At 61.7% G+C, this 19509-nt stretch carries 20 protein-coding genes; 9 read left to right on the top strand and 11 right to left on the bottom strand.

What is annotated here, in order from left to right; all coding sequences use genetic code 11:
- Nucleotides 1-53 precede the first annotated feature (53 nt).
- Nucleotides 54-2567: a fimbria/pilus outer membrane usher protein gene (locus ACGSLL_RS02710; RefSeq protein WP_394502888.1), complete on the top strand. Its 2514-nt coding sequence runs from the start codon at nt 54-56 to the stop codon at nt 2565-2567.
- Between the two features lie 90 nt (nt 2568-2657).
- Complete coding sequence (locus ACGSLL_RS02705; RefSeq protein ID WP_090283861.1) at nt 2658-2885, top strand: PLD nuclease N-terminal domain-containing protein; 228 nt, start codon at nt 2658-2660, stop codon at nt 2883-2885.
- A gap of 60 nt (nt 2886-2945) precedes the next feature.
- On the opposite strand, the gene ACGSLL_RS02700 is transcribed toward ACGSLL_RS02705, so the two are convergent.
- Nucleotides 2946-3188 (bottom strand): hypothetical protein, encoded by a 243-nt coding sequence (locus tag ACGSLL_RS02700; protein WP_394502885.1) that lies wholly within the window; start codon nt 3186-3188, stop codon nt 2946-2948.
- The gene (locus ACGSLL_RS02695) at nt 3185-3439 is read right to left on the bottom strand and encodes a DUF6555 family protein (RefSeq protein WP_394502883.1); all 255 of its coding nucleotides are present in this window, start codon (nt 3437-3439) and stop codon (nt 3185-3187) included. The genes ACGSLL_RS02700 and ACGSLL_RS02695 overlap by 4 nt, the downstream gene beginning before the upstream one ends.
- 364 nt (nt 3440-3803) lie before the next feature.
- On the opposite strand from ACGSLL_RS02695, the gene ACGSLL_RS02690 reads away from it, so the two are divergent.
- The 4 genes from ACGSLL_RS02690 (at nt 3804) to ACGSLL_RS02675 (ending at nt 7706) form a co-directional block, all read left to right on the top strand.
- Nucleotides 3804-4979: a zinc-dependent alcohol dehydrogenase gene (locus ACGSLL_RS02690; protein WP_394502881.1), complete on the top strand. Its 1176-nt coding sequence runs from the start codon at nt 3804-3806 to the stop codon at nt 4977-4979.
- 39 nt (nt 4980-5018) lie between these two features.
- On the top strand, nt 5019-5171 hold the full coding sequence (locus ACGSLL_RS02685; RefSeq protein ID WP_157720699.1) for a hypothetical protein: 153 nt from the start codon (nt 5019-5021) through the stop codon (nt 5169-5171).
- A 202-nt stretch (nt 5172-5373) separates the two neighbouring features.
- The gene (locus ACGSLL_RS02680; protein ID WP_394502878.1) at nt 5374-6747 is read left to right on the top strand and encodes an iron-containing redox enzyme family protein; all 1374 of its coding nucleotides are present in this window, start codon (nt 5374-5376) and stop codon (nt 6745-6747) included.
- 14 nt (nt 6748-6761) lie between these two features.
- Nucleotides 6762-7706, top strand: a complete 945-nt coding sequence (locus tag ACGSLL_RS02675) for a methyltransferase (protein ID WP_394502876.1) — start codon at nt 6762-6764, stop codon at nt 7704-7706.
- A 33-nt stretch (nt 7707-7739) separates the two neighbouring features.
- On the opposite strand, the gene ACGSLL_RS02670 is transcribed toward ACGSLL_RS02675, so the two are convergent.
- The 9 genes from ACGSLL_RS02670 to tspO all read right to left on the bottom strand — a co-directional run bounded on the left by ACGSLL_RS02670 (nt 7740) and on the right by tspO (nt 17225).
- Nucleotides 7740-9056: an SDR family oxidoreductase gene (locus ACGSLL_RS02670; RefSeq protein WP_394502874.1), complete on the bottom strand. Its 1317-nt coding sequence runs from the start codon at nt 9054-9056 to the stop codon at nt 7740-7742.
- An 88-nt stretch (nt 9057-9144) separates the two neighbouring features.
- Nucleotides 9145-9534 (bottom strand): DUF1850 domain-containing protein, encoded by a 390-nt coding sequence (locus ACGSLL_RS02665; RefSeq protein ID WP_394502871.1) that lies wholly within the window; start codon nt 9532-9534, stop codon nt 9145-9147.
- Nucleotides 9531-11558: a TRAP transporter permease gene (locus tag ACGSLL_RS02660; RefSeq protein WP_394502869.1), complete on the bottom strand. Its 2028-nt coding sequence runs from the start codon at nt 11556-11558 to the stop codon at nt 9531-9533. The genes ACGSLL_RS02665 and ACGSLL_RS02660 overlap by 4 nt, the downstream gene beginning before the upstream one ends.
- An 81-nt stretch (nt 11559-11639) precedes the next feature.
- On the bottom strand, nt 11640-12590 hold the full coding sequence (locus ACGSLL_RS02655; protein WP_394502867.1) for a TAXI family TRAP transporter solute-binding subunit: 951 nt from the start codon (nt 12588-12590) through the stop codon (nt 11640-11642).
- A gap of 69 nt (nt 12591-12659) precedes the next feature.
- On the bottom strand, nt 12660-13943 hold the full coding sequence (dctM, locus tag ACGSLL_RS02650; protein ID WP_258448972.1) for a C4-dicarboxylate TRAP transporter large permease protein DctM: 1284 nt from the start codon (nt 13941-13943) through the stop codon (nt 12660-12662).
- Entirely contained in the window at nt 13940-14572 is a 633-nt protein-coding gene (locus tag ACGSLL_RS02645; protein ID WP_394502864.1) for a TRAP transporter small permease, read from the bottom strand. Before ACGSLL_RS02645 ends, dctM begins: the two co-directional genes overlap by 4 nt.
- Before the next feature lie 62 nt (nt 14573-14634).
- Entirely contained in the window at nt 14635-15630 is a 996-nt protein-coding gene (locus ACGSLL_RS02640) for a TRAP transporter substrate-binding protein (RefSeq protein WP_394502862.1), read from the bottom strand.
- Between the two features lie 195 nt (nt 15631-15825).
- Entirely contained in the window at nt 15826-16785 is a 960-nt protein-coding gene (locus tag ACGSLL_RS02635; RefSeq protein ID WP_394502860.1) for an alpha/beta hydrolase, read from the bottom strand.
- On the bottom strand, nt 16782-17225 hold the full coding sequence (gene tspO / locus ACGSLL_RS02630) for a tryptophan-rich sensory protein TspO (protein WP_394502857.1): 444 nt from the start codon (nt 17223-17225) through the stop codon (nt 16782-16784). Before tspO ends, ACGSLL_RS02635 begins: the two co-directional genes overlap by 4 nt.
- 156 nt (nt 17226-17381) lie before the next feature.
- Between tspO and ACGSLL_RS02625 the strand changes: the two genes are divergently transcribed.
- From ACGSLL_RS02625 to imuA, 3 genes are all read left to right on the top strand, one after another.
- Nucleotides 17382-17618 carry a hypothetical protein gene (locus tag ACGSLL_RS02625; protein WP_394502855.1) on the top strand — a complete coding sequence of 79 codons (237 nt, stop codon included), beginning with the start codon at nt 17382-17384 and terminating at the stop codon, nt 17616-17618.
- A gap of 656 nt (nt 17619-18274) precedes the next feature.
- The gene (lexA, locus tag ACGSLL_RS02620; RefSeq protein ID WP_258448977.1) at nt 18275-18892 is read left to right on the top strand and encodes a transcriptional repressor LexA; all 618 of its coding nucleotides are present in this window, start codon (nt 18275-18277) and stop codon (nt 18890-18892) included.
- Nucleotides 18892-19509, top strand: a complete 618-nt coding sequence (gene imuA / locus ACGSLL_RS02615) for a translesion DNA synthesis-associated protein ImuA (RefSeq protein WP_394502852.1) — start codon at nt 18892-18894, stop codon at nt 19507-19509. Before lexA ends, imuA begins: the two co-directional genes overlap by 1 nt.

The raw sequence follows: 19509 nt of genomic DNA, 5'->3' as shown, positions 1-19509 counted from the left end.
ACGAGTCCACGCGCTGCCTGCGCAGCGTGGCGGCAGCGTATTGAGTATTTGTCATGCGAACCGATGCCTCGAACCTTCACTGCGTCACCGTGCCTTTCACCCCATTGCGCTTGTCCGTTGCGATCATCGCAGCCCTGATGAGCAGTGTGGCAAGCGCTGCTGAACCAGCGAAGTTTGACGCCAGTTTCATGCAGTCATTCGGTGGTGCCAGCGCCGGGCCCAACCTCGATCTCGATGCGATCGCCAACAGCGGCTCGATCGGCCCCGGCACCTACCCGGTGGTGATCCGCCTCAATCAGAGCTTTTTTGATCGCCGCGACATGACCTTCGCCAAGGATGAAAAGGACGGCGAAGTGCGCGTCTGCCTGTCCGAGGCGTTTCTCAAGGAGATGGGGGTCAAGGTCGATGCGTTTCTGACCCCGGGCGAAACCTTCCCGGCTTGCATCAACCTCGCCGAGCTGATCGAAGGCGCTTCGGTGAGCTTCGATGCCGGCCGTCTGGCGCTGGACATCAGCGTGCCGCAGATCGCCTTGCGTCGTGATGCTGCCGGTTACGTGGCGCCCCAGGAATGGGACCGTGGCATCAACGCGGCGATGCTCAACTATCAGTTTTCCGCCGCCAACACCCAGAGCGATGCGCGGGGCAATGGCACGCAATACAACCTCTACGCCAACGGTGGTTTCAACCTCGGCGACTGGCGCTTTCGCTCCAGCTCCTCGTTTCGTCAGGACGAAGACGGGCAGCAGGACTGGCAGCGCAGCAACACCTATGCACAGCGCGACCTGACCGCGATCAAGGGCACCCTGACCCTGGGCGAAAGCTTCACGCCGGGCGATGTGTTCGACAGCATTCCGTTTCGCGGTGCGCAGATTGCCTCCGACATGGGCATGCTGCCGGATTCGATGCAGGGTTACGCGCCGATCATTCGTGGCATCGCCGAGACCCAGGCGAAAGTCGAAGTGCGCCAGAACGGCTACTCGCTCTACACCACTTATGTGGCACCGGGCGCCTTTGAAATCGACGACCTCAACGCTGCGTCGGGCAGTGGCGACCTGGAAGTGATCATCACCGAAGCCGACGGCCGCGAGCGTCGCTTCACCCAGCCGTACGCCACGCTGGCGAACATGCTGCGCGAGAAGACCTGGCGCTACAGCGTGACTGCCGGTGAGTATAACGCCGTCGATGGCGGCCAGCGCCCGGCGTTTGCCCAGGCGTCGCTGGCCTACGGTTTGCCGTTCGACCTGACGCTGTACGGCGGTTTGCTCGGTGCCGATTTCTATCGTGCTGGCGTGATCGGTGTCGGCAAAAGCCTGGGCAGCCTCGGCGCAGTGTCGTTTGACGTGACCCAGGCGCAGACCGACGTACCGCAAGGCACGACGACCGTCGCAAGCAAGGCCGGCAAGGAAAAAGGTCAGAGTTTCGGTGTGCAGTACGGCAAGGCGTTCGAAACCGGCACTTCGGTGCGTTTCGCCGGCTATCGCTATTCCACCGAAGGCTATCGTGACTTCGATGAAGCCGTGGCCCTGCAAGAGCCGAATGACTTCAACAATTTCTCCAAGCGCAGCAAGGTCGAGGCCAGCGTCAATCAGGCGCTCGACAGCTATGGCTCGTTCTATCTGAACGTGAGCAAGCAGAACTATTGGGGCACCTCGCGTGAAGATAAACAGATGCAGTTGGGCTTCAACACCCAGCACAGAGGCGTGACCTACGGCGTCTACGCCAGCAAGACCCTGACCGACAATTTCGGCCAGAACAATCAGGTGGTGTTCACCGTGTCGATGCCGATCGGCCAGACCCGCAGCACCGGCACCTACACCGTGACCCGCAACAACGACGGCAGCCTCGACCAGCGCGCCGGCCTGAGCGGTCGCGACGGCAACCTCAACTACAACGTCAACGCCAACCGCTCCGACAATGCCGGCAACAACGGCTCGGCCCTGGTCGGCTACCGCGCACCGTTCGCCCAGCTTGGCGCCGGGGTCAGCGTCGGCAGCGGTTACCGCCAGACCTCCGTCAGCGCGGCTGGCTCGGTGCTCGGCCACAGCGACGGCGTGGAGTTCGGCCAGACCCTGGGCGAAACCGTGGCGCTGGTTGAGGTCAAGGACACCAAGGACGTCGGCATCCTCAACGCCCCGGGGACCAAGACCAACGCCAAGGGTTACGCGCTGGTGCCGTACGTCACGCCGTACCGCAAGAACCGCGTTTCGCTGGACACCAGCGAGCTGGACAACGACGTCGACATCGCCGAAGGCGTGACCAATGTCGTGCCGCGCCGCGGTGCCGTGGTCAAGGCCAGCTTCGCCGCCAGCCGCTCGGAAAAGGTCTTGCTCAACGTGCGTCTGCAAAACGGTAAGCTGCCGCCTTTCGGCACCACCGTCACCGACGACAAAGGCGCCAGCGTCGGCGTCGTCGGTCAGGCAGGTCAGGTGTTGTTGTCGGTGGGTGAGGGCAAGGTCTACAGCATGAAATGGGGCGAGAAAGCGGGGCAGGGTTGCCGTATCAAACTGGACGTCAGCAAGGCGCCGCTGGTTGACGGTTACCGGGTCATGAACGCGATTTGCCAATAACAGTGCACGGCGATCAGGCCAGCGGCGGATTTTTTGAACGCTGATCTGATCGCACAACCCAATGCATACCAGTCATTGGAGGAGTGCGCCATGAACGAGGCAACGAGTTACTTTTCGATAGCGGTCGCGGTGATCATTCTGCTGGTCGACCTGTGGGCGATTGTCAGTGTGTTTCGCAGCGAGAAAAGCGTCGGCACCAAAGCCGCATGGGCCATCGGCCTGATCGTGTTCCCGGTGTTGGGCCTGATCGTCTGGGGCATCGCCGGCCCGCGCGGCGTCAAGGAAGGGCCTTCGTCGCCGGAACACAGCAAGGGCTGAACGGCACACATTGCAACACCCGTCGAATGGCGGGTGTTGTGGTTTCAGTCCTCGAAATTGTCAGCTTCGCGAGCGCCTGCGCAGCTGCATGAAGGCCTGATACGCCTCGGTGCGCTTGGCGTCCGCCACTGCCTTGGCCTGGTTGAAATGCTCCCACATCGCCGCGTTGCGACTGCTCTCGTCGAACAGTCGGTAGGCGATTTCCTCAAGGCGGTCCGCTTCGTAAAACAAGGCGTTGATCCGCGCCGGTTCGTCGTCCTCATCCTCACTTGAAAAGCCAGCCGATGACGTCGTTGAAGTCATGATGAAGCCTCCGTCCACACCAAAGCGGTGGTCTCGCGCCATTTCACCTCGGTGATGCCAAACCGTTCTGCCTGCGGTTTCGAAATGGCCTTCAGCGGCGGTTTTCCCGGTTTCGGGATCGGCGCAATACCCGCATCACAACTCGCCCAGTGCCACGCATCCGCGTTGCTCATGTTTTTAGCGCGGATGACAAATGACCGGGGCTGACCGTGAAGCAAGTATTCAATGGTGAAAATATCCGTACGACTCATGAGTTCCTCCTTAGGCTCATAGCCAAAGGAGTCAGGGGGTACGGAAAAAATTCCAATGAGTTTACCGATGGTCGGTGCCCAAAGATCAAAAGCCCCTCACCCTATCCCTCTCCCGGAGGGAGAGGGGACTGATCGCGGGGAATGCGAGGGCTACGGCAACGTGCAATATCGAGTCGAATGCAAATTTTGAAACCAACCAAAATCGGCTCCCTCTCCTGGGGGAGAGGGCTGGGGTGAGGGGCGGCTCCAACACAAATCCCACATGGAAAATCCGACCACTAATCAGCCCACCCAAAACCCCGATGAAACCTTGCCGCCCAACCGCACCTCAACCCATAAACCCACCACCCAACGGGAGAAGACAATGAAAGCCATCGTCTTTCACGGCATCGGCGACATACGCCTGGACGAAGTCCCCGAACCGACCCTCCAGGCCCCGACCGACGCCATCGTCAAACTGACCGCCTCAGCCATCTGCGGCACCGACCTGCATTTCATTCGCGGCAGCGCCCCGGACATGCAACCCGGGACCATCCTCGGCCACGAAGGCGTGGGCATCGTCGAAGCCCTGGGCAGTGACGTGCGCAATATCAAGGTCGGCGATCGCGTACTGATCCCGTCGACCATCGCCTGCGGCAACTGCGCGTACTGCCGCGCCGGTTATTTCGCCCAGTGTGACGTCGCCAATCCCAACGGCAAAACCGCCGGCACTTCGTTCTTCGGCGGGCCGAAAACCACCGGCCCGTTTCACGGCCTGCAAGCCGAAAAAGCGCGTATTCCGTTCGCCAACATCGGCCTGATCAAACTCCCCGATGCAATCAGCGACGACCAGGCCATCGCCATGTCGGATATCTGGCCCACCGCGTGGTTTGGTGCGGAAATGGCCGAGATCAAGGACGGCGACACCGTCGCCGTGTTCGGCTGCGGCCCGGTCGGGCTGTTCGCTATCGTTAGCGCCAAGCTGATGGGCGCTGGCCGCGTGTTCGCCATTGATGGCCTCGAAGATCGTCTGGCACGCGCGCAGGCGTTGGGCGCCGAGTGCATCAATTTCGAACAGGAAGACCCGCTTGAAACCATCGCCCGCCTGACCGGCGACATTGGCGTGGATTGCGCCATCGATGCGGTCGGCATCGACGCCAACCATGCCCACCACGGCGCCCACGAACCTGCGCAATGGCAGCCGGGCGATGAGCCCTCGCAAGCCCTGCAATGGGCGGTGCAGGCGGTGGCCAAGGCCGGCACTGTGTCGATCATCGGCGTGTACCCGGCCGGTTTCGACAGCTTCCCGATCGGCGCGGCGATGAACAAGAACCTGCGCCTGAACATGGGCAACTGCCACCACCGCAAGTACATCCCAAAGCTGATCGAAATGACCTTGGCCGGTCGCGTCGATCCGGCAAAGGTCATCACCCAGGACGAACCGCTGACCGATGCGATATCGGCGTTCAAGGCATTCGATAAACATCAGCACGGCTGGATCAAGGTCAAGCTGGAGCCCGGTGCCGATGGCGCTACCACTGCTAAACCAGCGACCGCGTAAGCAACGCCGAATATTCCCCAACCCCGTCAGGAGACACCCATGAAAACCCTCTGCGTATGCCTGGGCTTTTGTTCAATGTTGCTGCTGCAAGGCTGCTTCGAAGGCTCGAACGATGCACCTAACAAGGAAGGCGACAAGAGCAAGGCGTCGCTGCAGATACAGCAAGGCGAGTCGGCCGAAGAGAAAAAGTAATCGCGCTTTTGCGCAAGCGATTTGCCGAACAAGCCAGCGATTTGCCTGGGCGGTCTCTACTGCCCGGGCAGTTCTCCAGCACCGGATGAACTCGGCTCCAAGGGATGTACCGTTGGCTCCGTCGCTGCGCTGAAAAAAGGAATTATTTTAACCGGCGGCGACTCTCTCGTTTATGAGCATGCATTTGATGAGGGGAGCTGCCATGACGCTGATCGACATCCCGATCAAGAAGTCTTCACACAGGGCCGTGTTGCAGACGGTCTCTTACCACGATCTTTACGATCGGCTGTTGGCGGAAGATTCTGCGGTTGACCGGTTTGCCTACGATTTGCTTCGCCAACAACTGAACCTGGCCGCCGAGCTGCCGGTGGATCTGCCGTCAGAACCTGAGGCGCTGGCGCAATGGTCCGAGGCGCACTGTGCCGATGTCGCGGCGCAATACGCCGAGTACTTGTCGGCGCGCCAGCAGGGTGCGGACCGGCGTTATTTCCGCAACAAGTCCCACGCGCTGTATTTCCTTCAGCATGTGGCGCCGATCAAAGAGGTCGACGGCGCTTGGCTGGCCGGTATTCCTGCGCACTGGCAAGACCAGCGATTCGACTACCTGCTCGATACCTATCTCGAGGAGTTGGGCGACGGCGTCCCACGCCAGAACCATGTAGTGATCTATCGCAAGTTGCTGGCCGAGCACGATTGCGCCGACCTGCAAGGTCTGGCCGATGAATACTTTCTGCAAGGCGCCCTGCAACTGGCGCTGGGACGTTTCGGCGATGAGTTTCTGCCGGAAGTCATCGGCTACAACCTTGGCTACGAACAGCCACCTCTGCACCTGTTGATCAGCTCGTACGAACTGGCCGAGCTGGGCATCGACCCGCAATATTTCCGTCTGCACGTGACCATCGATAACGCCAGCACCGGCCATGCGCGCAAGGCCGTGCAAGCGCTGTTGCGGCTGATCCCGGCGGGTCCGGAGCGCGAGGATTTTTACCGGCGCATGACCGTCGGTTACCGCCTCAACGATCTGGGCAAGGGCTCGACGGCGGTCATTCAGGAATTCGATCTGCAGCGGGCCGTGGTGTCGATGCTCGAACGCAAGGCAATCTTCGGCCAGCACATGCATTCGGACTATTGCCGAATCGAAGACCGCACCATCAATCAATGGCTGGCGGCGCCGGGGCAGATGGCCGATTTCCTCGCGGCGCTGGAGCGCAAAAGCTGGATCAAACGTGGCCAACCGGTCGAGCAAAGCCGTTTCTGGCGCCTGATCGAGGGCAGCGAAGCGGTGATGTTCGGGGTGTTCAACGGCTACGAAAAGCAATTGCTCAGCGACTGGATCACCGGTGACTGCCCGGACAACGCGCACCGGCCCTACGTCGCACGCCGAGGCGCGGCAGCCGATGAGCAACTCGAGATCGCCGATGCCGAGCAGCGCACGCTGGAGAAAAGCCTGGAAAATCTCCCGCCTGTGGAACAGATGCGCAAGCTGCAACCCTGGCTGCAACCGCAGCGACACTGGCGTCCGGCCGGGCTGTTTGCGACCCGACGCTTTATTCAATTGCGTGACCGTTTGCGTTGACCACAGGAGGCTGCATGTCGCTACAGGAAACTTCGGATCGAACGCTATTCGAATTGGGTAAACGCTTGCAGGACAGCGGTTATCGTTTTATCACCCCGACGCCGCTGACCCACGAACGGGTCTATAAACGTTTCGCCAGCCCGTTGGCCAAGGATCTTCGCGATGTGTTCGGCTGGTCGATGCCGTTTGCCAGCGAGCTGTTTTCTGCCGATGAGCTGGGGCTTCTGGAACAGGCGGGGATCATCGAGCAGCAGGGTTCCATGTGGCGTAGCCATGTGCGCTGGTCCACGCTTAATGACCGCTTGTTCGTGCATTCAGCGTTTCCCACCACCGCCAACGACGCGGTGTTTTTCGGCCCCGATACCTATCGCTTCGCCCGGGCCATCGAAGCGCAATTGCAGCAACGCTTCGCCCCGATCAAACGTGCGGTGGACATTGGCTGCGGCAGCGGCGCGGGGGCCGTGATCATCGCCCGGGCACGCCGCGAGGCCGAGGTGCTGGCGGTCGATATCAACCCGCAGGCGTTGCGCATGACCGCGGTCAATGCAGAACTGGCCGGAGCGGACAATGTCTCGGCGTATCACAGCGATCTGTTGGCCAGCGTCGAAGGTGAGTTCGATCTGATCATCGCCAACCCGCCGTACATGAACGACCAGCATCAGCGCGCCTATCGCCACGGTGGCGGGGCGTTGGGCGAGGGGCTGTCGGTGCGCATCGTGCGTGAAGCATTGCCGCGCCTGGCACTCGGCGGGACGTTGCTGGTCTACACCGGGGTGGCGATTCAGGCCGGGCAGGATCCGTTCCTCGAAGCGATCAAACCGCTGGTGGCCGGCGGCAGGTATGCGTGGACTTATGAAGAGCTTGACCCGGACGTGTTCGGCGAAGAACTGGTCAAGCCTGAATATGCTCTGGCCGAGCGCATAGCCGTGGTTGCGCTGACGGTGACCCGCGAGCAGTGACGCTTCATCGCGCCACCGCTCGCCGGACGCTGGCTAGCGGTGCCGTCCGCGTGATCGATTGATCGCCAGCAGACAGCCACCGACCAGCATGGCCGCGCCAGCGACCAGCAGCGGTGACGGTTTTGTCGGCTGGCGCCAGCCGCCGTCCACGCGCCGCTCGCCACTGGGCGGCGTGAACAAATTCCCCGACGACGTCTCAATGACGGGGCTGCGCTGGATGCCTCGGCGGGTCAGCCAGCCCGACAATTGCGAAAAGCCCGGCAGGAGAAAATGCGCCACGCGAGCGAGGGTTGCCGCACTGCCGACAGTCACCTGCGCTTTTGGCTTGAGGGCGCAATCGACCATCGCGCTCGCCACTCGCTGCGGATCGTAAATCGGCGGTGGCGGCTTCAGCGCATGGCCGGTGTAGTTGGCACCGTCGCGAAAACCCGGTGTATCGATGACCGCCGGATAAATGTTGCATACGTGAATATTCGGCTGGCCGACTAGTTCGCCGCGCAGGGCTTCGGTGAGACCGATCAAGCCATATTTGCTCGCCGAATACGCCGCCGCATACGGCTGCGCCACCCAACTGCCGAGCGACAGCGTGTTGATCAGAATCCCCTGTTGCTGCGCCTTGAAATACGGCCACACCACATACGCGCCGCGCAGATAACCGAGCAGGTCGGTCTGCAGAACCTGTTCATGCACTTTCAGCGGCGTCTGTTCGAAATCGCCTACCGCGCCGACGCCGGCATTGTTGATCCAGACGTCGATGCGGCCATTGCCGAATTCCGCTGCCTGCTCGGCCAGTTGCAGCATTTGCTCGTTGGAGGTGACATCGGTGCGCACCGCCAACGCTTGTGCACCCCGCGCCGCGCACTCATCGACCACCTCGGCCAGCGCCTCGCCGTCACGCGCGGCCAGCACCAGGCGCGCATGCTCAGCAGCAAACGCGTGCGCCGTCGCCCGGCCGATGCCGCTGGAGGCGCCGGTGATGACCACCAGTTTGCCCGCCAGTCGCGGGCTGGCCATTGAGCGTTTCGGCGCGAGGGGTTCAGGCGTCGCAGCCGGCTGCACGGCCTCCGCTTCGTAGGGCACCAGCTCGACCGCCAGGCGCAAGCCGTCGGCCATCACCAGCGTCAGCGCCTCGATCCGGCCGACGACCCGGTCCGGGTAGATCGGCTCGCCGTTGGGATCGAGCATGTCGTAGACAAACGTCTGGCCCTCGAGCCAGCCGACTGCGGTCTGCAGTTCGGGGCCCAGGTAATACTTGCCGTCAAGGAAAAAGCCAGGAAACTGCGGCGCGCGCTCGACGCTGTCAATGCGGTAGCGCTCACCCGGCCTCATACCGGTTTCAGGGGCGATCATAGGGAATTCCTCCTCCGTTGGTTCTGCGATAGAGAACGGCGGAGAAGGCAGGGTTCCATGCAAAAGAGGAGCGGGCGCTGAACGACGACTATCCGGCGATCTCGCAGCTCCATAGCTCAATGAACGGTTGCGCGCTTGTCGGCGCGCCGACCCAGCGGCTCATCGACTGACAGTCGCCATCGACGCACAACTGATAATCGCCCGCCTCGGGCGTGCGCCCCAGTTTCAGCGGTTGTTGCGGCGGCAGGCGGCGCTGGAAGTGCCAACTGCCGTTTGCCAGGCGCGCGTCATCGGGGATGTCCATGCCGGCGCCATTGCCGCGTACCCGCGCTTCTTGCAATAGCAGACCTTCAGCCCTGACGCGGTAATCTTCTTCCCAGCGAATCTTTTCGATGCTGTGGTTCCACGCCAGGGTGAAATGGCTGACCGGCAGCTGCGCCCAGAAGCTGCCGGCCAGCCCCAGGCACAAGCCGATCATGCCGGTGCCAGCCCGGCGCGGCGTGAGCGCCAGACGTGCTGGAACAAAACCAGAATGCCGAGGGCGAAGCCGAGTTCGTCGGTCAGCGGCAGCGCGACGATCAGCAATGCCCCCGCGACGAGGCTGAGCAAGCGCTCCCACACTGCCATTTTGCGTTGCAGGAAACCCGTAGACGCGACGCCCCACAAGCCGACCGCCAGCACGGTTTTCAGCAGCATGTACGCGCTCATCCACAGATTGTCGCCTTGCAGCATCAGCGCCGGGTTGTACACCGCCATGAACGGAATGATGAAACCGGCCAGCGCAATGCGCACCGCCCACAGGCTGATCTTGAAGCCGCTTTCCTTGGCGATCGGCGCAGCGGCAAAGCAGGCGAGGGCCACGGGCGGCGTGAGGTCGGCGAGGATGCCGAAATAGAACACGAACATGTGCGATACAATCAGCGGCACGCCCAGTTCCAGCAGCGCCGGCGCGGCAATCGAACTGGTGATGATGTAGTTGGGAATGGTCGGAATGCCCATGCCCAGCACCAGGCAGGTGATCATCGTCAGGATCAGCGACAGCAGCAGGTTGTCGCGGCCGATGGCCAGAATGTAGCCGGCAAACGTCGACGCGACGCCAGTGAGCGAAACGATGCCGATGATCACCCCCACCAGCGCGCAGGCGATGCCCACCGGCACCGCATGGCGTGCGCCTTCGACTAAGGCGTGCAGGCAAATCTGCAATGTATCCCGACCGCCCTTGATGAATGCACAGACCAGCACCAGCACCGCAACGACGGCGAAAATCACCGCGATCCCCAGCTGAAAAAATCCCGTGCACAGCACACCCAGTGCAATCCAGAACGCACAGCGCAGACCGAAGCTGTGCACCCTGAAAATGATCGCCGAACCGAGAATCACAATCGCCGTCAAGGCCAGGCCGACCATCCCGGAAAACAGCGGCGTACGCCCGGAGAACAACAAATAAACCAGCACCAGCAGCGGGATCAGCAGATACCAGCGTTCCTTGACCGCACCGAATGCGCTGGGACATTGGTCTTTGGGCAAGCCCCGCAGGTTGGAGCGTTTGGCTTCCAGATGGACCATCCAGAACACCGAACCGAAATACAGGATCGCCGGGATCAACGCGGCCTTGGCGATTTCCACGAACGGCACGTTGATGGTTTCCGCCATGATGAACGCCACCGCGCCCATCACCGGCGGCATGATCTGGCTGCCCATGCTGGAGGTGGCTTCGACGCCGCCGGCGAAAGCCGCTCGATAGCCGAAGCGTTTCATCAGCGGAATGGTGAATTGCCCGGTGGTCACCACGTTGGCAATCCCCGAGCCGGTGATGGTCCCCATCAACGCCGACGAGGCCACGGCAACCTTGGCCGGCCCACCGAGCTTGTGACCGAACAGGCCCATGGCAAAGTCGGTGAACAGCTTGATCATCCCGGCCTGTTCGAGAAACGCGCCAAACAGGATGAACAGGAAAATGTAGGTGGCCGACACGTAGGTCGGCGTGCCGTACAACCCCTCGGTGCCGAACGACAACTGATTGATGATCTGGTCGACGCCATAGCCAAGGTGGGCCAGTTCGCCGGGCAGGAATTCGCCGAACAGGCCATAGGCGAGAAACAAGCCGCAGATGATCGGCAGCGCAATGCCCATCACCCGCCGCGCCGCTTCGAAAACCAATGCAATCAGCACCACACCAACGAGCATGTCGGTTGGCGTCAGGTCGCCTGAACGCTGGATCAGATCCGCTTCGAACACCCACTGATACAGGGCGGCGCCGATGCCGGCGAGGCTGAGCAGCCAGGCCAAGGGTTGCCAGGGGCGGCGCTGGCCGTAAGCCGGGTAGCTGAGAAAGACCACCCACAACAGGAAACCGACATGCACCGCGCGCAGCACCTGACTGGAAATCGGGGCAAAGGCTGCGGTGATGATCTGGAATACCGAAAACAGCAGCGCTACGTAAAACAGCGCTTTTGGCCAGTCCCGCGGGTTCGCGGAAATGCCGTGATGCTCATCGCTCATTGGCGGCCTGCCTCATGACTACGCTGGAAGAAATCACGGGCGCAGTGGTGACGCTCGGGTCGCCACTGCGCCATGGGGCGATTACAACGCGCCTTTTTCCTGGTAGTAGCGTGCGGCGCCGGGATGCAGGTCGATCGGCAGGTTTTTCGCCGCGGTTTCCAGTTTGATGTCCTTGGCGGCCGAATGCGAATTGCCCAGCCGCGTCAGGTTCTCGAACAGCAGGCGGGTCATCTGGTAGACGACGTCATCGGGCAGGTCGGCGCGGGTCACCAGTATGTTGGTGATTGCCACGGTCGGCACGGCTGCGGGCTGACCGTCATAGGTGTTGGCCGGAATCATCGCGCTCTGATAGGCCGGGTTGCCGATTTTGCTCACCACCTCAGGCGGGATGGCAACGTAGTTCAGCGGCATCACCGAAGACAGGTCGCGAATCGCCGCCATGCCCAGTCCGGAGGATTGCAGTGTGGCGTCCAGTTGGCGGTTCTTGATCAGCTCCACCGATTCGGCGAAGGGCAGGTATTGCACCTTGCCCATGTCCTCGTAGGTCAGGCCGGCGGCTTTGAAAATGGCCCGGGCGTTGAGTTCAGTCCCGGACTTGGGTGCGCCGACCGAGATGGTTTTGCCCTTGAGATCGGCAAGGGTCTTGATCCCCGACTCCTGGCTGGCGACGATCTGAATGTAATTGGGGTAGGCGCCGCCGAGGGCGCGCAATTTGGTCAGGGGCGCTTTGAAACCGGCATCCTCCACGCCGTTTTTCGCGTCCGCCACCGAATCGCCCAGGGCCAGTGCCAACTCGCCACGACCGGCCTGCAACAGATTGAGGTTTTCCACCGAGGCTTTGGTGGCCTGCACCGAAGTCTTCGAACCGGCAATGCCGTCGCTGTAGATTTGCGACAAGCCGACACCGATCGGGTAATACACCCCGCTGGTTCCTCCGGTCAGGATATTGATGAACACCGGCGCGGCCTGTGCCGCGCTGCTCAATGCCAGGGTGGCGGCGGCGATCAGGGCAAAGCGTGTTTTGACTCGCATGGGCAATCTCTCCGTCTTGTTATGGTTGTCAGCAGAGTGTTTTAGCGTTGCACGGCACGGGTGCGGGCATCAGCTCATCCCCAGCCAGGTCGGCAGTACCAGCGAAATCCACGGCACATAGGTAATCAGCACGAGGAACAGCAGCAGAATCATCAGCCAGGGCATCGCCGCCCGGATGGTCGCGGGCAGGGACATGCCGGTCACCGCCGAAGTGACAAACAGGTTCAGGCCAACCGGTGGCGTGATCAGGCCGATTTCCAGGTTGACCACCATGATGATGCCCAGGTGAATCGGGTCGATGCCCAGTTTCATCGCGATGGGGAACAGAATCGGCGCCAGAATCAGGATGATCGCCGACGGCTCCATGAACGCGCCGGCAATCAGCAGCACGATGTTGACCACCAAAAGGAACGTGACCGGGGTCAGGCCGGCGTCGATCACCCAGGCGGTGATCTGCTGCGGCAGTTGCTCGGTGGTCAGCACATGGGCGAAGAGCATGGCGTTGGCGATGATGAACATCAGCATGATGCTCAGCTTGGCCGACTCGAGCAGCACTTTGGGCGTCTCGCGAAACGTCAGGTCCTTGTAGACGAATAGCGCGATGAACGCCGAATAGACCGCTGCCACGGCGGCCGCCTCGGTGGGGGTGAACATCCCGGAATAGATCCCGCCAAGGATGATCACCATCAGCAACAGGCCCCAGATGGCCTGGCGCGCCGTGGCGAGAAATTCGCGCAGTGTCGCGCGGGGCAGGGCGGGCAGGTTCTTCTTAACCGCGACGATGTAGATCGCCACCATCAACGCCGTGCCCAGCAGCAGACCCGGTATCACCCCGGCCATGAACAGCTTGCCGACCGAGGTCTCGGTGGCGGCGGCATACACCACCATCACGATCGACGGCGGAATCAGAATGCCCAGCGTCCCGGCGTTGCAAATGATCCCCGCGCCGAAGGCCTGCGGATATCCGGAACGAACCATGCCGGCGATGGCGATCGAACCCACCGCTGCCACGGTCGCCGGGCTGGAGCCGGAGAGGGCGGCAAACAGCATGCACGCCAGCACCGCCGCGATGGCCAGGCCGCCGCGAATGTGCCCGACACAGGCGTTGGCAAAGTCGATCAGGCGACGGGCAACCCCGCCGGTGGTCATGAACGCGCCGGCAAGGAGAAAAAACGGAATCGCCAGCAGCGTGTAATGCTCCGAGGTCTCGAACAACTTGATCGCCAGCGAACGCACGGAATCGGGACTGAAGAAGATAATCGTCAGCGACCCGGCCAGACCGAGGGAAATGGCGATGGGCACGCCAATGAACATCAACGCGAAAAGGGCGACGAACAGGAAGGCGATGGTCATGGCTTGTCACCCTCGTGCTCGGCAAGTTTCAGCGCGTCGGCGGCTTCATCAGCCAGGCCCAGCCCGGTCTGACGGTTGCGCAGAATACGCAGGAGAATTTCGGCGAAGCGGATGAAAATCAGCGCGAACCCCAAGGGCACGATCAACCCGATATGCCATTGCATGATGCCGAAATGGCCGAGGTCTTCGGCACCGATGCCGGCGTTCATCAGGGTCGCGATCCATTCCAGACTGGCAATGCACAGCACCCCGGCATAGGCCAGGCAGCACAGGCAGGCGAGTATGCCGATGTATTTCTGCACCGAGCGGCGGGCCAGTTTGACCAATGCATCGACGCCGATGTGCCCGGCGGTGCGCACGCCATAGGCCAGGCCGAAAAAGATCAGCCAGCCAAATAATGCCTTGGTCAGGGCGGTGCTCCAGGTCATCGCCTGCGCCATGCCCATGATGCCGTCGCCGATGGCAAACAGCGGCGAGCTTGCCGCCGGCCAGTGATCGGCGAGCCAGTAAAACAGGCTGTAGAAGTTGTTGAGGATCACGTAAACGAACGTGACCAGCGTCATCGCAGCCAGGAGGAAGACGATAAAGCCTTCCTCGAAGTGTTCCCAGATTCGCCGAAGCGCTTTCATGGCGGGCATCTCACGTCGAGTCAAGACTGGCAGGCGCGGCCCCGGCAGCACCTGCCATGCGATTACTGAGCCTTGTTGACGGCTTCGGCGGCGGAGATCAGGTCAGGGCCGATATCGGCTTCGAACTTCTTCCACACCGGTTTCATCGCTTCGCGCCATTGCTCGCGTTCTTCGGGCGTCAGGGTAATGATTTCGGTGGTTTTGGCAGCAACGATGCGCTGTTTGTCACTCTCGTTCAGTTGCTGCGCTTCCTTGTTCACATGGGCGGTGACTTCGACGACGATCTTGTCGAGTTCGCTGCGCACGTCAGGTGGCAAGCCGTTCCAGAACTTGGTGTTGGTGATCAGCATGTAATCCAGTACACCGTGGTTGGACTCGGTGATGAATTTCTGCACCTCGTGCATTTTCTGGCTGTAGATGTTCGAGTAGGGGTTTTCCGCACCGTTGACCACGCCGGTCTGCAAGCCTTGATAGACCTCGGCGAAGCTCATCTTGCGCGGGTTGGCGCGCACGGCCTTGAACTGTTCTTCCAAAACAGCAGAAGCCTGCACGCGGAACTTCAGGCCACGGGCATCGGCAGGAACCCGCAGCGGCTTGTTGGCCGACAGTTGCTTCATCCCGTTGTGCCAATAGGCCAGGCCGGTGATGTTCTTGCTTTCCATCGACTTGAGCAGCCCCTGACCCTGCGGGCTCAGCTGGAAGCGGTCAACGGCGTTGATGTCATTGAACAGGAACGGCAAGTCGAACAGTTGCAGGCTTTTGGTGTATTGCTCGAACTTGGCCAGCGAAGGGGCAATCATCTGCACATCGCCCAGCAGCAGCGCTTCCATTTCCTTGCCGTCGCCAAACAGCGAGGAGTTGGGATAGACCTCGACCTTGACCTTGCCCGGCAGGCGCTCCTCCACCAGTTTCTTGAACAGCAAGGCGCCCTGGCCTTTGGGTGTCTGGTCGGCGACGACGTGGGAGAACTTGATGATGACTGGGTCGGCTGCCATGGCCGGGCTCATTGTGCCTAACGCCAACGCGCAGGCCAGCGCGGTATACAGGGATCTGAGCATCTACGGACTTCCTCTTGTTTTTGTTTTCGGATGGCTCGATGCGTTAAGCGCAATCGGGTGCCGGAACAACAGCAAGTCTAGGCAGAAAATCAGCGGTTGGCGGGCGAACACCGGCAAATTGAGGAAAACGGGTATTGCAGGCTGTTTCAATGGGTACATGTGATGCCCGTGTACCCATTTTTCACAGAAACTGCATCATCCCGCCTTACTGCCCTCGACATGCGTCGAGATCCACTGTCGACTGTACGCCAGCACCCCCTGAGCAATCGCCGTCGGAAAATGAATGAACCCGTGGGGCGACGCCGGCAATACATGCAGCTCAACCGGCGCAGAGGGTTGCCAGCGCTCGGCGATCATCAGCGTGTCGTCAAGCAGCGGGTCGAGTTCGCCGGCAAACAGCAGCGTCGGGGGCAGGCCGGCGAAATCGCCATACAGCGGCGACAGCGGTGGCTGGCGGCGTTGTGTGTCGTTCAGGTCGGGGGTGAGCAGGCGCAACGCGTCGACCATGCCGGGGCCGTCCAGCACCAGTGTGTCGGCTGGCGCGTTGCGTACGCTGGGGGTGCCGGTCAGGTCGTAGACGCCGTAATACAGCAGTGCACCGTGGATGCGTTGCAGCAATTCCGGCCAAGATTTGAGCGCCAGCAACGTTGCGACGGCCAGATGGGCGCCGGCCGATTCGCCGACCACCACCACGGGCAATCCGGCGAACTCGGCGTCATTCAGTACCCCGCGCGCGGCGCGCAGGCAATCGTCGAGCAGGTCTTCGACCGGGGTTGAAACGGCCAAGCGGTAATCGACCGAGACCACCGCCACTTCGCACTCATTGACGATGGCGATGTTGAAGTTGTCGTTCATCTGCGCGTTGCCGATCACCCAGCCGCCGCCATGGAAATCCAGGACCACGCCGCGCGGCTGGCCTTTGGGCCGGATGATCCGCACGGGCACCGTATCGAGGATTTTTCGTTCAGCCGTCAGGCCATGCTCGCGCAGTTTTTTCGCCCCGACCACCTGACTGACGCGCAGCAGCGCCTGGATCAGGCGCGGCGTCAGGCGGTTGCGAATCTTGAAGCGCGGCAGCCAGGCGAGCTTGCGATTGAATGCGCGCACTTGCGCCAGTTCACGTTCACCTTGCGGCCAAGGCGCAGGGGCCGTCATACGCGGTTCTTCAGCAGGATGGAGAAGTTCAGTGCCGCGGCGACGCACAGCCAGGCCAGGTACGGGAACAGGATCAGCCCGGTGACCAGATCCAACTGCAACGCCAGCACCACCATTGCCGCGACGACCAGCCAGAGCAGGGTGAGGATGATCATTGCGGCCAGGACCTGATGCGCGCCGAAGAACACCGGCGTCCACAGCGTATTCAGGGCGATTTGCGCGGCCCACAGGGCGAGTACGGTCTGGCTGCCGGGGATCAGGCTCAAGCGGTAACCGGCCCAGGCCAGCAGCAGATAAATGATTGTCCAAGCCACCGGAAACGCCCAGTTGGGCGGGGTGAAGCCGGGTTTGTTCAAGCCTTCGTACCACGCGCCCGGTTTGAACATCACGCCGGTGGTTGCCGCTGCTGCGCAGGCCAAGAGGAAGATGAAGAAGGTCATTGCCAGTCCTTAGCTGTGATCAGCTTTTCGGGAAGTGTATGCAAGGGACGCCCGGCGTTGCGAAAAGTTTGCCCGGCCAGCGATGCGGTTGAACCAATAAGCTGACCGGTCGGTCAGGGGTATGCAGTTGTTTTGACTTTATTCGAGGATCAGACGATGGCTGTTTTTGTTTTGGAGTATCGCTTCAATGGTGAGCCACGCAGTTACGAGCTTGAGCTGAAGCAGGCGCAACTGGCTGAGCATGAGGCGGCCATGCATTTGTTGCAGTTGCATCTGGGGGATGCGGAGAACAGTCTGCTGATGCCTTCGGCGGATTCTACGCCGGAGCAGGTGATGGAGCAGGCTGAGCGGGTGGGGTTGACGGATATTCGGGTGGGTGATCGAGAGGGTTGATCTTCGCGGTGGGTACATATCCGTTGCTGCGGGTGCTGCGGCTGGCGGTTTCGCCCTTACGGCGAGTCCCTTTTTCAGACGCCAAAAAGGAACCAAAAGGCTTTGCTCCTGCGTTCGGCCCTCGCAAGCTCGGGTCCCTTCGCTCCGGGATCGATCCGGGCGCAGCGGCTACGGTTTGCTGCGCTGCACCTCCTTCCGCTGTGTACGACTTCGTCGTACGGTCGCTGCGCTCCCACGCCCGGATCGATCCCTGCACTCAGCCTTCCGATGTCGCTGGTTAGGCAAGATCAAGATCAAGGGCACGCGAGCTAACGCTCATTGTTGAGTGGTTAGAGGCGGGTGGTTGGCTTGGGGTTTGCGGTGGATTCGCCCCTCACCCCAGCCCTCTCCCGAGGGAGAGGGAGCCGATTTTGGTTGGCTTCGAGACTTGCATTCGGCTCGGTATCTCAAGTCGGCGCAACTCTTCCAAACACCACAGTCAGTTCCCTCTCCCTCCGGGAGAGGGCTAGGGTGAGGGGCTTTTGATCTTTTGAACCTGATCTTGATTTTTTTGATCGTTCCCATGCTCCTTCTCACCGCTGCGCGCTTGGCTGCAAAGGGTGAGTCAAGCTTGTCTGACTGGCGGTGCTTGTCAGGAAATTCCCACAAGAGTACAAATGTACTCCATGACGAACCTGACTCCCCGCCGTACCGCCATCCTGACCTTCATCCGCGAACGTATCGCCGAGCACGGTCAGTCCCCAAGCCTCGCTGAGATCAGCGAGGCTTTTGGTTTTGCCTCGCGCAGCGTGGCGCGCAAGCATGTGCTGGCGCTCACTGACGCCGGGTTTATCGAGGTCAACCCGCATCAGGCCCGGGGTATCCGTTTGCTCGGGCAGCCGCCGCGGCCGGAACTGCTCGATGTTCCTGTGCTTGGCCGGGTGGCCGCGGGTGCGCCGATTGGCGCCGATGCCGAGGTGCATGGGCGCTTGATGCTCGACCCTGGGCTGTTCTCGCGCAGCCCCGATTATCTGCTGCGGGTGCAGGGCGATTCGATGATCGAGGATGGCATTCTCGACGGCGATCTGGTCGGCGTGAGGCGTAATCCCGAGGCGCTGAATGGGCAGATCGTGGTGGCGCGGCTCGACGGTGAGGTGACCATCAAACGCTTCGAGCGGCTGGGCACTGAGGTGCGCTTGTTGCCGCGCAATCCGGCGTATCAGCCGATTGTCGTGCGGGACGATCAGGATCTGGCCATCGAAGGGGTGTTCTGCGGTCTGGTGAGGCAAGGCTGATGGGCGCCGTCGTTGCGCTGGATACGCTGTTCAATGGCGGCCAGGTCTGGAAGGGCCGGCCTGCGCCGCCGGCGGCCAGTCCACAGCCGACCGGGCATGCCGCACTCGACGCAGCACTGCCCAGCGGTGGCTGGCCGGAAGGTGCGTTGAGCGAAATTCTGCTGGCCGGCCCCGGCGTCGGTGAGCTGCAACTGGTCTGGCCGACGCTGGCGCGTCTGGCGGCGGCGGGGGAGCGCATCGTGCTGGTCGCGCCACCGTTTGTGCCTTATCCGCAGGCATGGGCCAGCGCCGGGGTCGACCTGCGTCAGTTGTCGGTGATTCAAGCCAGCGAACGCGATGCCTTGTGGGCGGCGGAACAATGCCTGCGTTCGGGCAGTTGTGGCGCGGTGCTGTGCTGGCCACACAAGGCTGATGATCGCGCTTTGCGACGTTTGCAGGTGGCTGCCGAGTCCGGCCAGACGCTGGCCTTTGCCTGGCGACCGTTGAGCGAAGCGGTCAACCCGTCGCCGGCGGCGCTACGGATTGCCATCGACGCCAAACCAGCGCAATTGCGCATCCTCAAATGCCGAGGCGGTTTGGCGCGTACGGCACCGATTGCTTTTGCCGTGGGGCACTGA

The sequence above is a fragment of the Pseudomonas retamae genome, from assembly GCF_043496865.1.
Taxonomy (GTDB): domain Bacteria; phylum Pseudomonadota; class Gammaproteobacteria; order Pseudomonadales; family Pseudomonadaceae; genus Aquipseudomonas; species Aquipseudomonas retamae.
The sequence above is the reverse complement of the archived record's forward strand: the minus strand, read 5'-3'. Positions and strand labels throughout refer to the sequence as shown.

Excerpts from the sequence above, each read along its gene's own strand:
- imuA (WP_394502852.1), top strand. The coding sequence starts at position 18,892 with ATGGGCGCCGTCGTTGCGCTGGATACGCTGTTCAATGGCGGCCAGGTC.
- ACGSLL_RS02700 (WP_394502885.1), bottom strand. The coding sequence starts at position 3,188 with ATGACTTCAACGACGTCATCGGCTGGCTTTTCAAGTGAGGATGAGGAC.
- ACGSLL_RS02690 (WP_394502881.1), top strand. The coding sequence starts at position 3,804 with ATGAAAGCCATCGTCTTTCACGGCATCGGCGACATACGCCTGGACGAA.
- ACGSLL_RS02645 (WP_394502864.1), bottom strand. The coding sequence starts at position 14,572 with ATGAAAGCGCTTCGGCGAATCTGGGAACACTTCGAGGAAGGCTTTATC.
- ACGSLL_RS02685 (WP_157720699.1), top strand. The coding sequence starts at position 5,019 with ATGAAAACCCTCTGCGTATGCCTGGGCTTTTGTTCAATGTTGCTGCTG.
- ACGSLL_RS02710 (WP_394502888.1), top strand. The coding sequence starts at position 54 with ATGCGAACCGATGCCTCGAACCTTCACTGCGTCACCGTGCCTTTCACC.
- tspO (WP_394502857.1), bottom strand. The coding sequence starts at position 17,225 with ATGACCTTCTTCATCTTCCTCTTGGCCTGCGCAGCAGCGGCAACCACC.
- ACGSLL_RS02635 (WP_394502860.1), bottom strand. The coding sequence starts at position 16,785 with ATGACGGCCCCTGCGCCTTGGCCGCAAGGTGAACGTGAACTGGCGCAA.
- ACGSLL_RS02705 (WP_090283861.1), top strand. The coding sequence starts at position 2,658 with ATGAACGAGGCAACGAGTTACTTTTCGATAGCGGTCGCGGTGATCATT.
- ACGSLL_RS02655 (WP_394502867.1), bottom strand. The coding sequence starts at position 12,590 with ATGCGAGTCAAAACACGCTTTGCCCTGATCGCCGCCGCCACCCTGGCA.
- ACGSLL_RS02640 (WP_394502862.1), bottom strand. The coding sequence starts at position 15,630 with ATGCTCAGATCCCTGTATACCGCGCTGGCCTGCGCGTTGGCGTTAGGC.
- lexA (WP_258448977.1), top strand. The coding sequence starts at position 18,275 with ATGTACTCCATGACGAACCTGACTCCCCGCCGTACCGCCATCCTGACC.
- ACGSLL_RS02670 (WP_394502874.1), bottom strand. The coding sequence starts at position 9,056 with ATGATCGCCCCTGAAACCGGTATGAGGCCGGGTGAGCGCTACCGCATT.
- ACGSLL_RS02660 (WP_394502869.1), bottom strand. The coding sequence starts at position 11,558 with ATGAGCGATGAGCATCACGGCATTTCCGCGAACCCGCGGGACTGGCCA.
- dctM (WP_258448972.1), bottom strand. The coding sequence starts at position 13,943 with ATGACCATCGCCTTCCTGTTCGTCGCCCTTTTCGCGTTGATGTTCATT.
- ACGSLL_RS02625 (WP_394502855.1), top strand. The coding sequence starts at position 17,382 with ATGGCTGTTTTTGTTTTGGAGTATCGCTTCAATGGTGAGCCACGCAGT.
- ACGSLL_RS02665 (WP_394502871.1), bottom strand. The coding sequence starts at position 9,534 with ATGATCGGCTTGTGCCTGGGGCTGGCCGGCAGCTTCTGGGCGCAGCTG.
- ACGSLL_RS02675 (WP_394502876.1), top strand. The coding sequence starts at position 6,762 with ATGTCGCTACAGGAAACTTCGGATCGAACGCTATTCGAATTGGGTAAA.
- ACGSLL_RS02695 (WP_394502883.1), bottom strand. The coding sequence starts at position 3,439 with ATGAGTCGTACGGATATTTTCACCATTGAATACTTGCTTCACGGTCAG.
- ACGSLL_RS02680 (WP_394502878.1), top strand. The coding sequence starts at position 5,374 with ATGACGCTGATCGACATCCCGATCAAGAAGTCTTCACACAGGGCCGTG.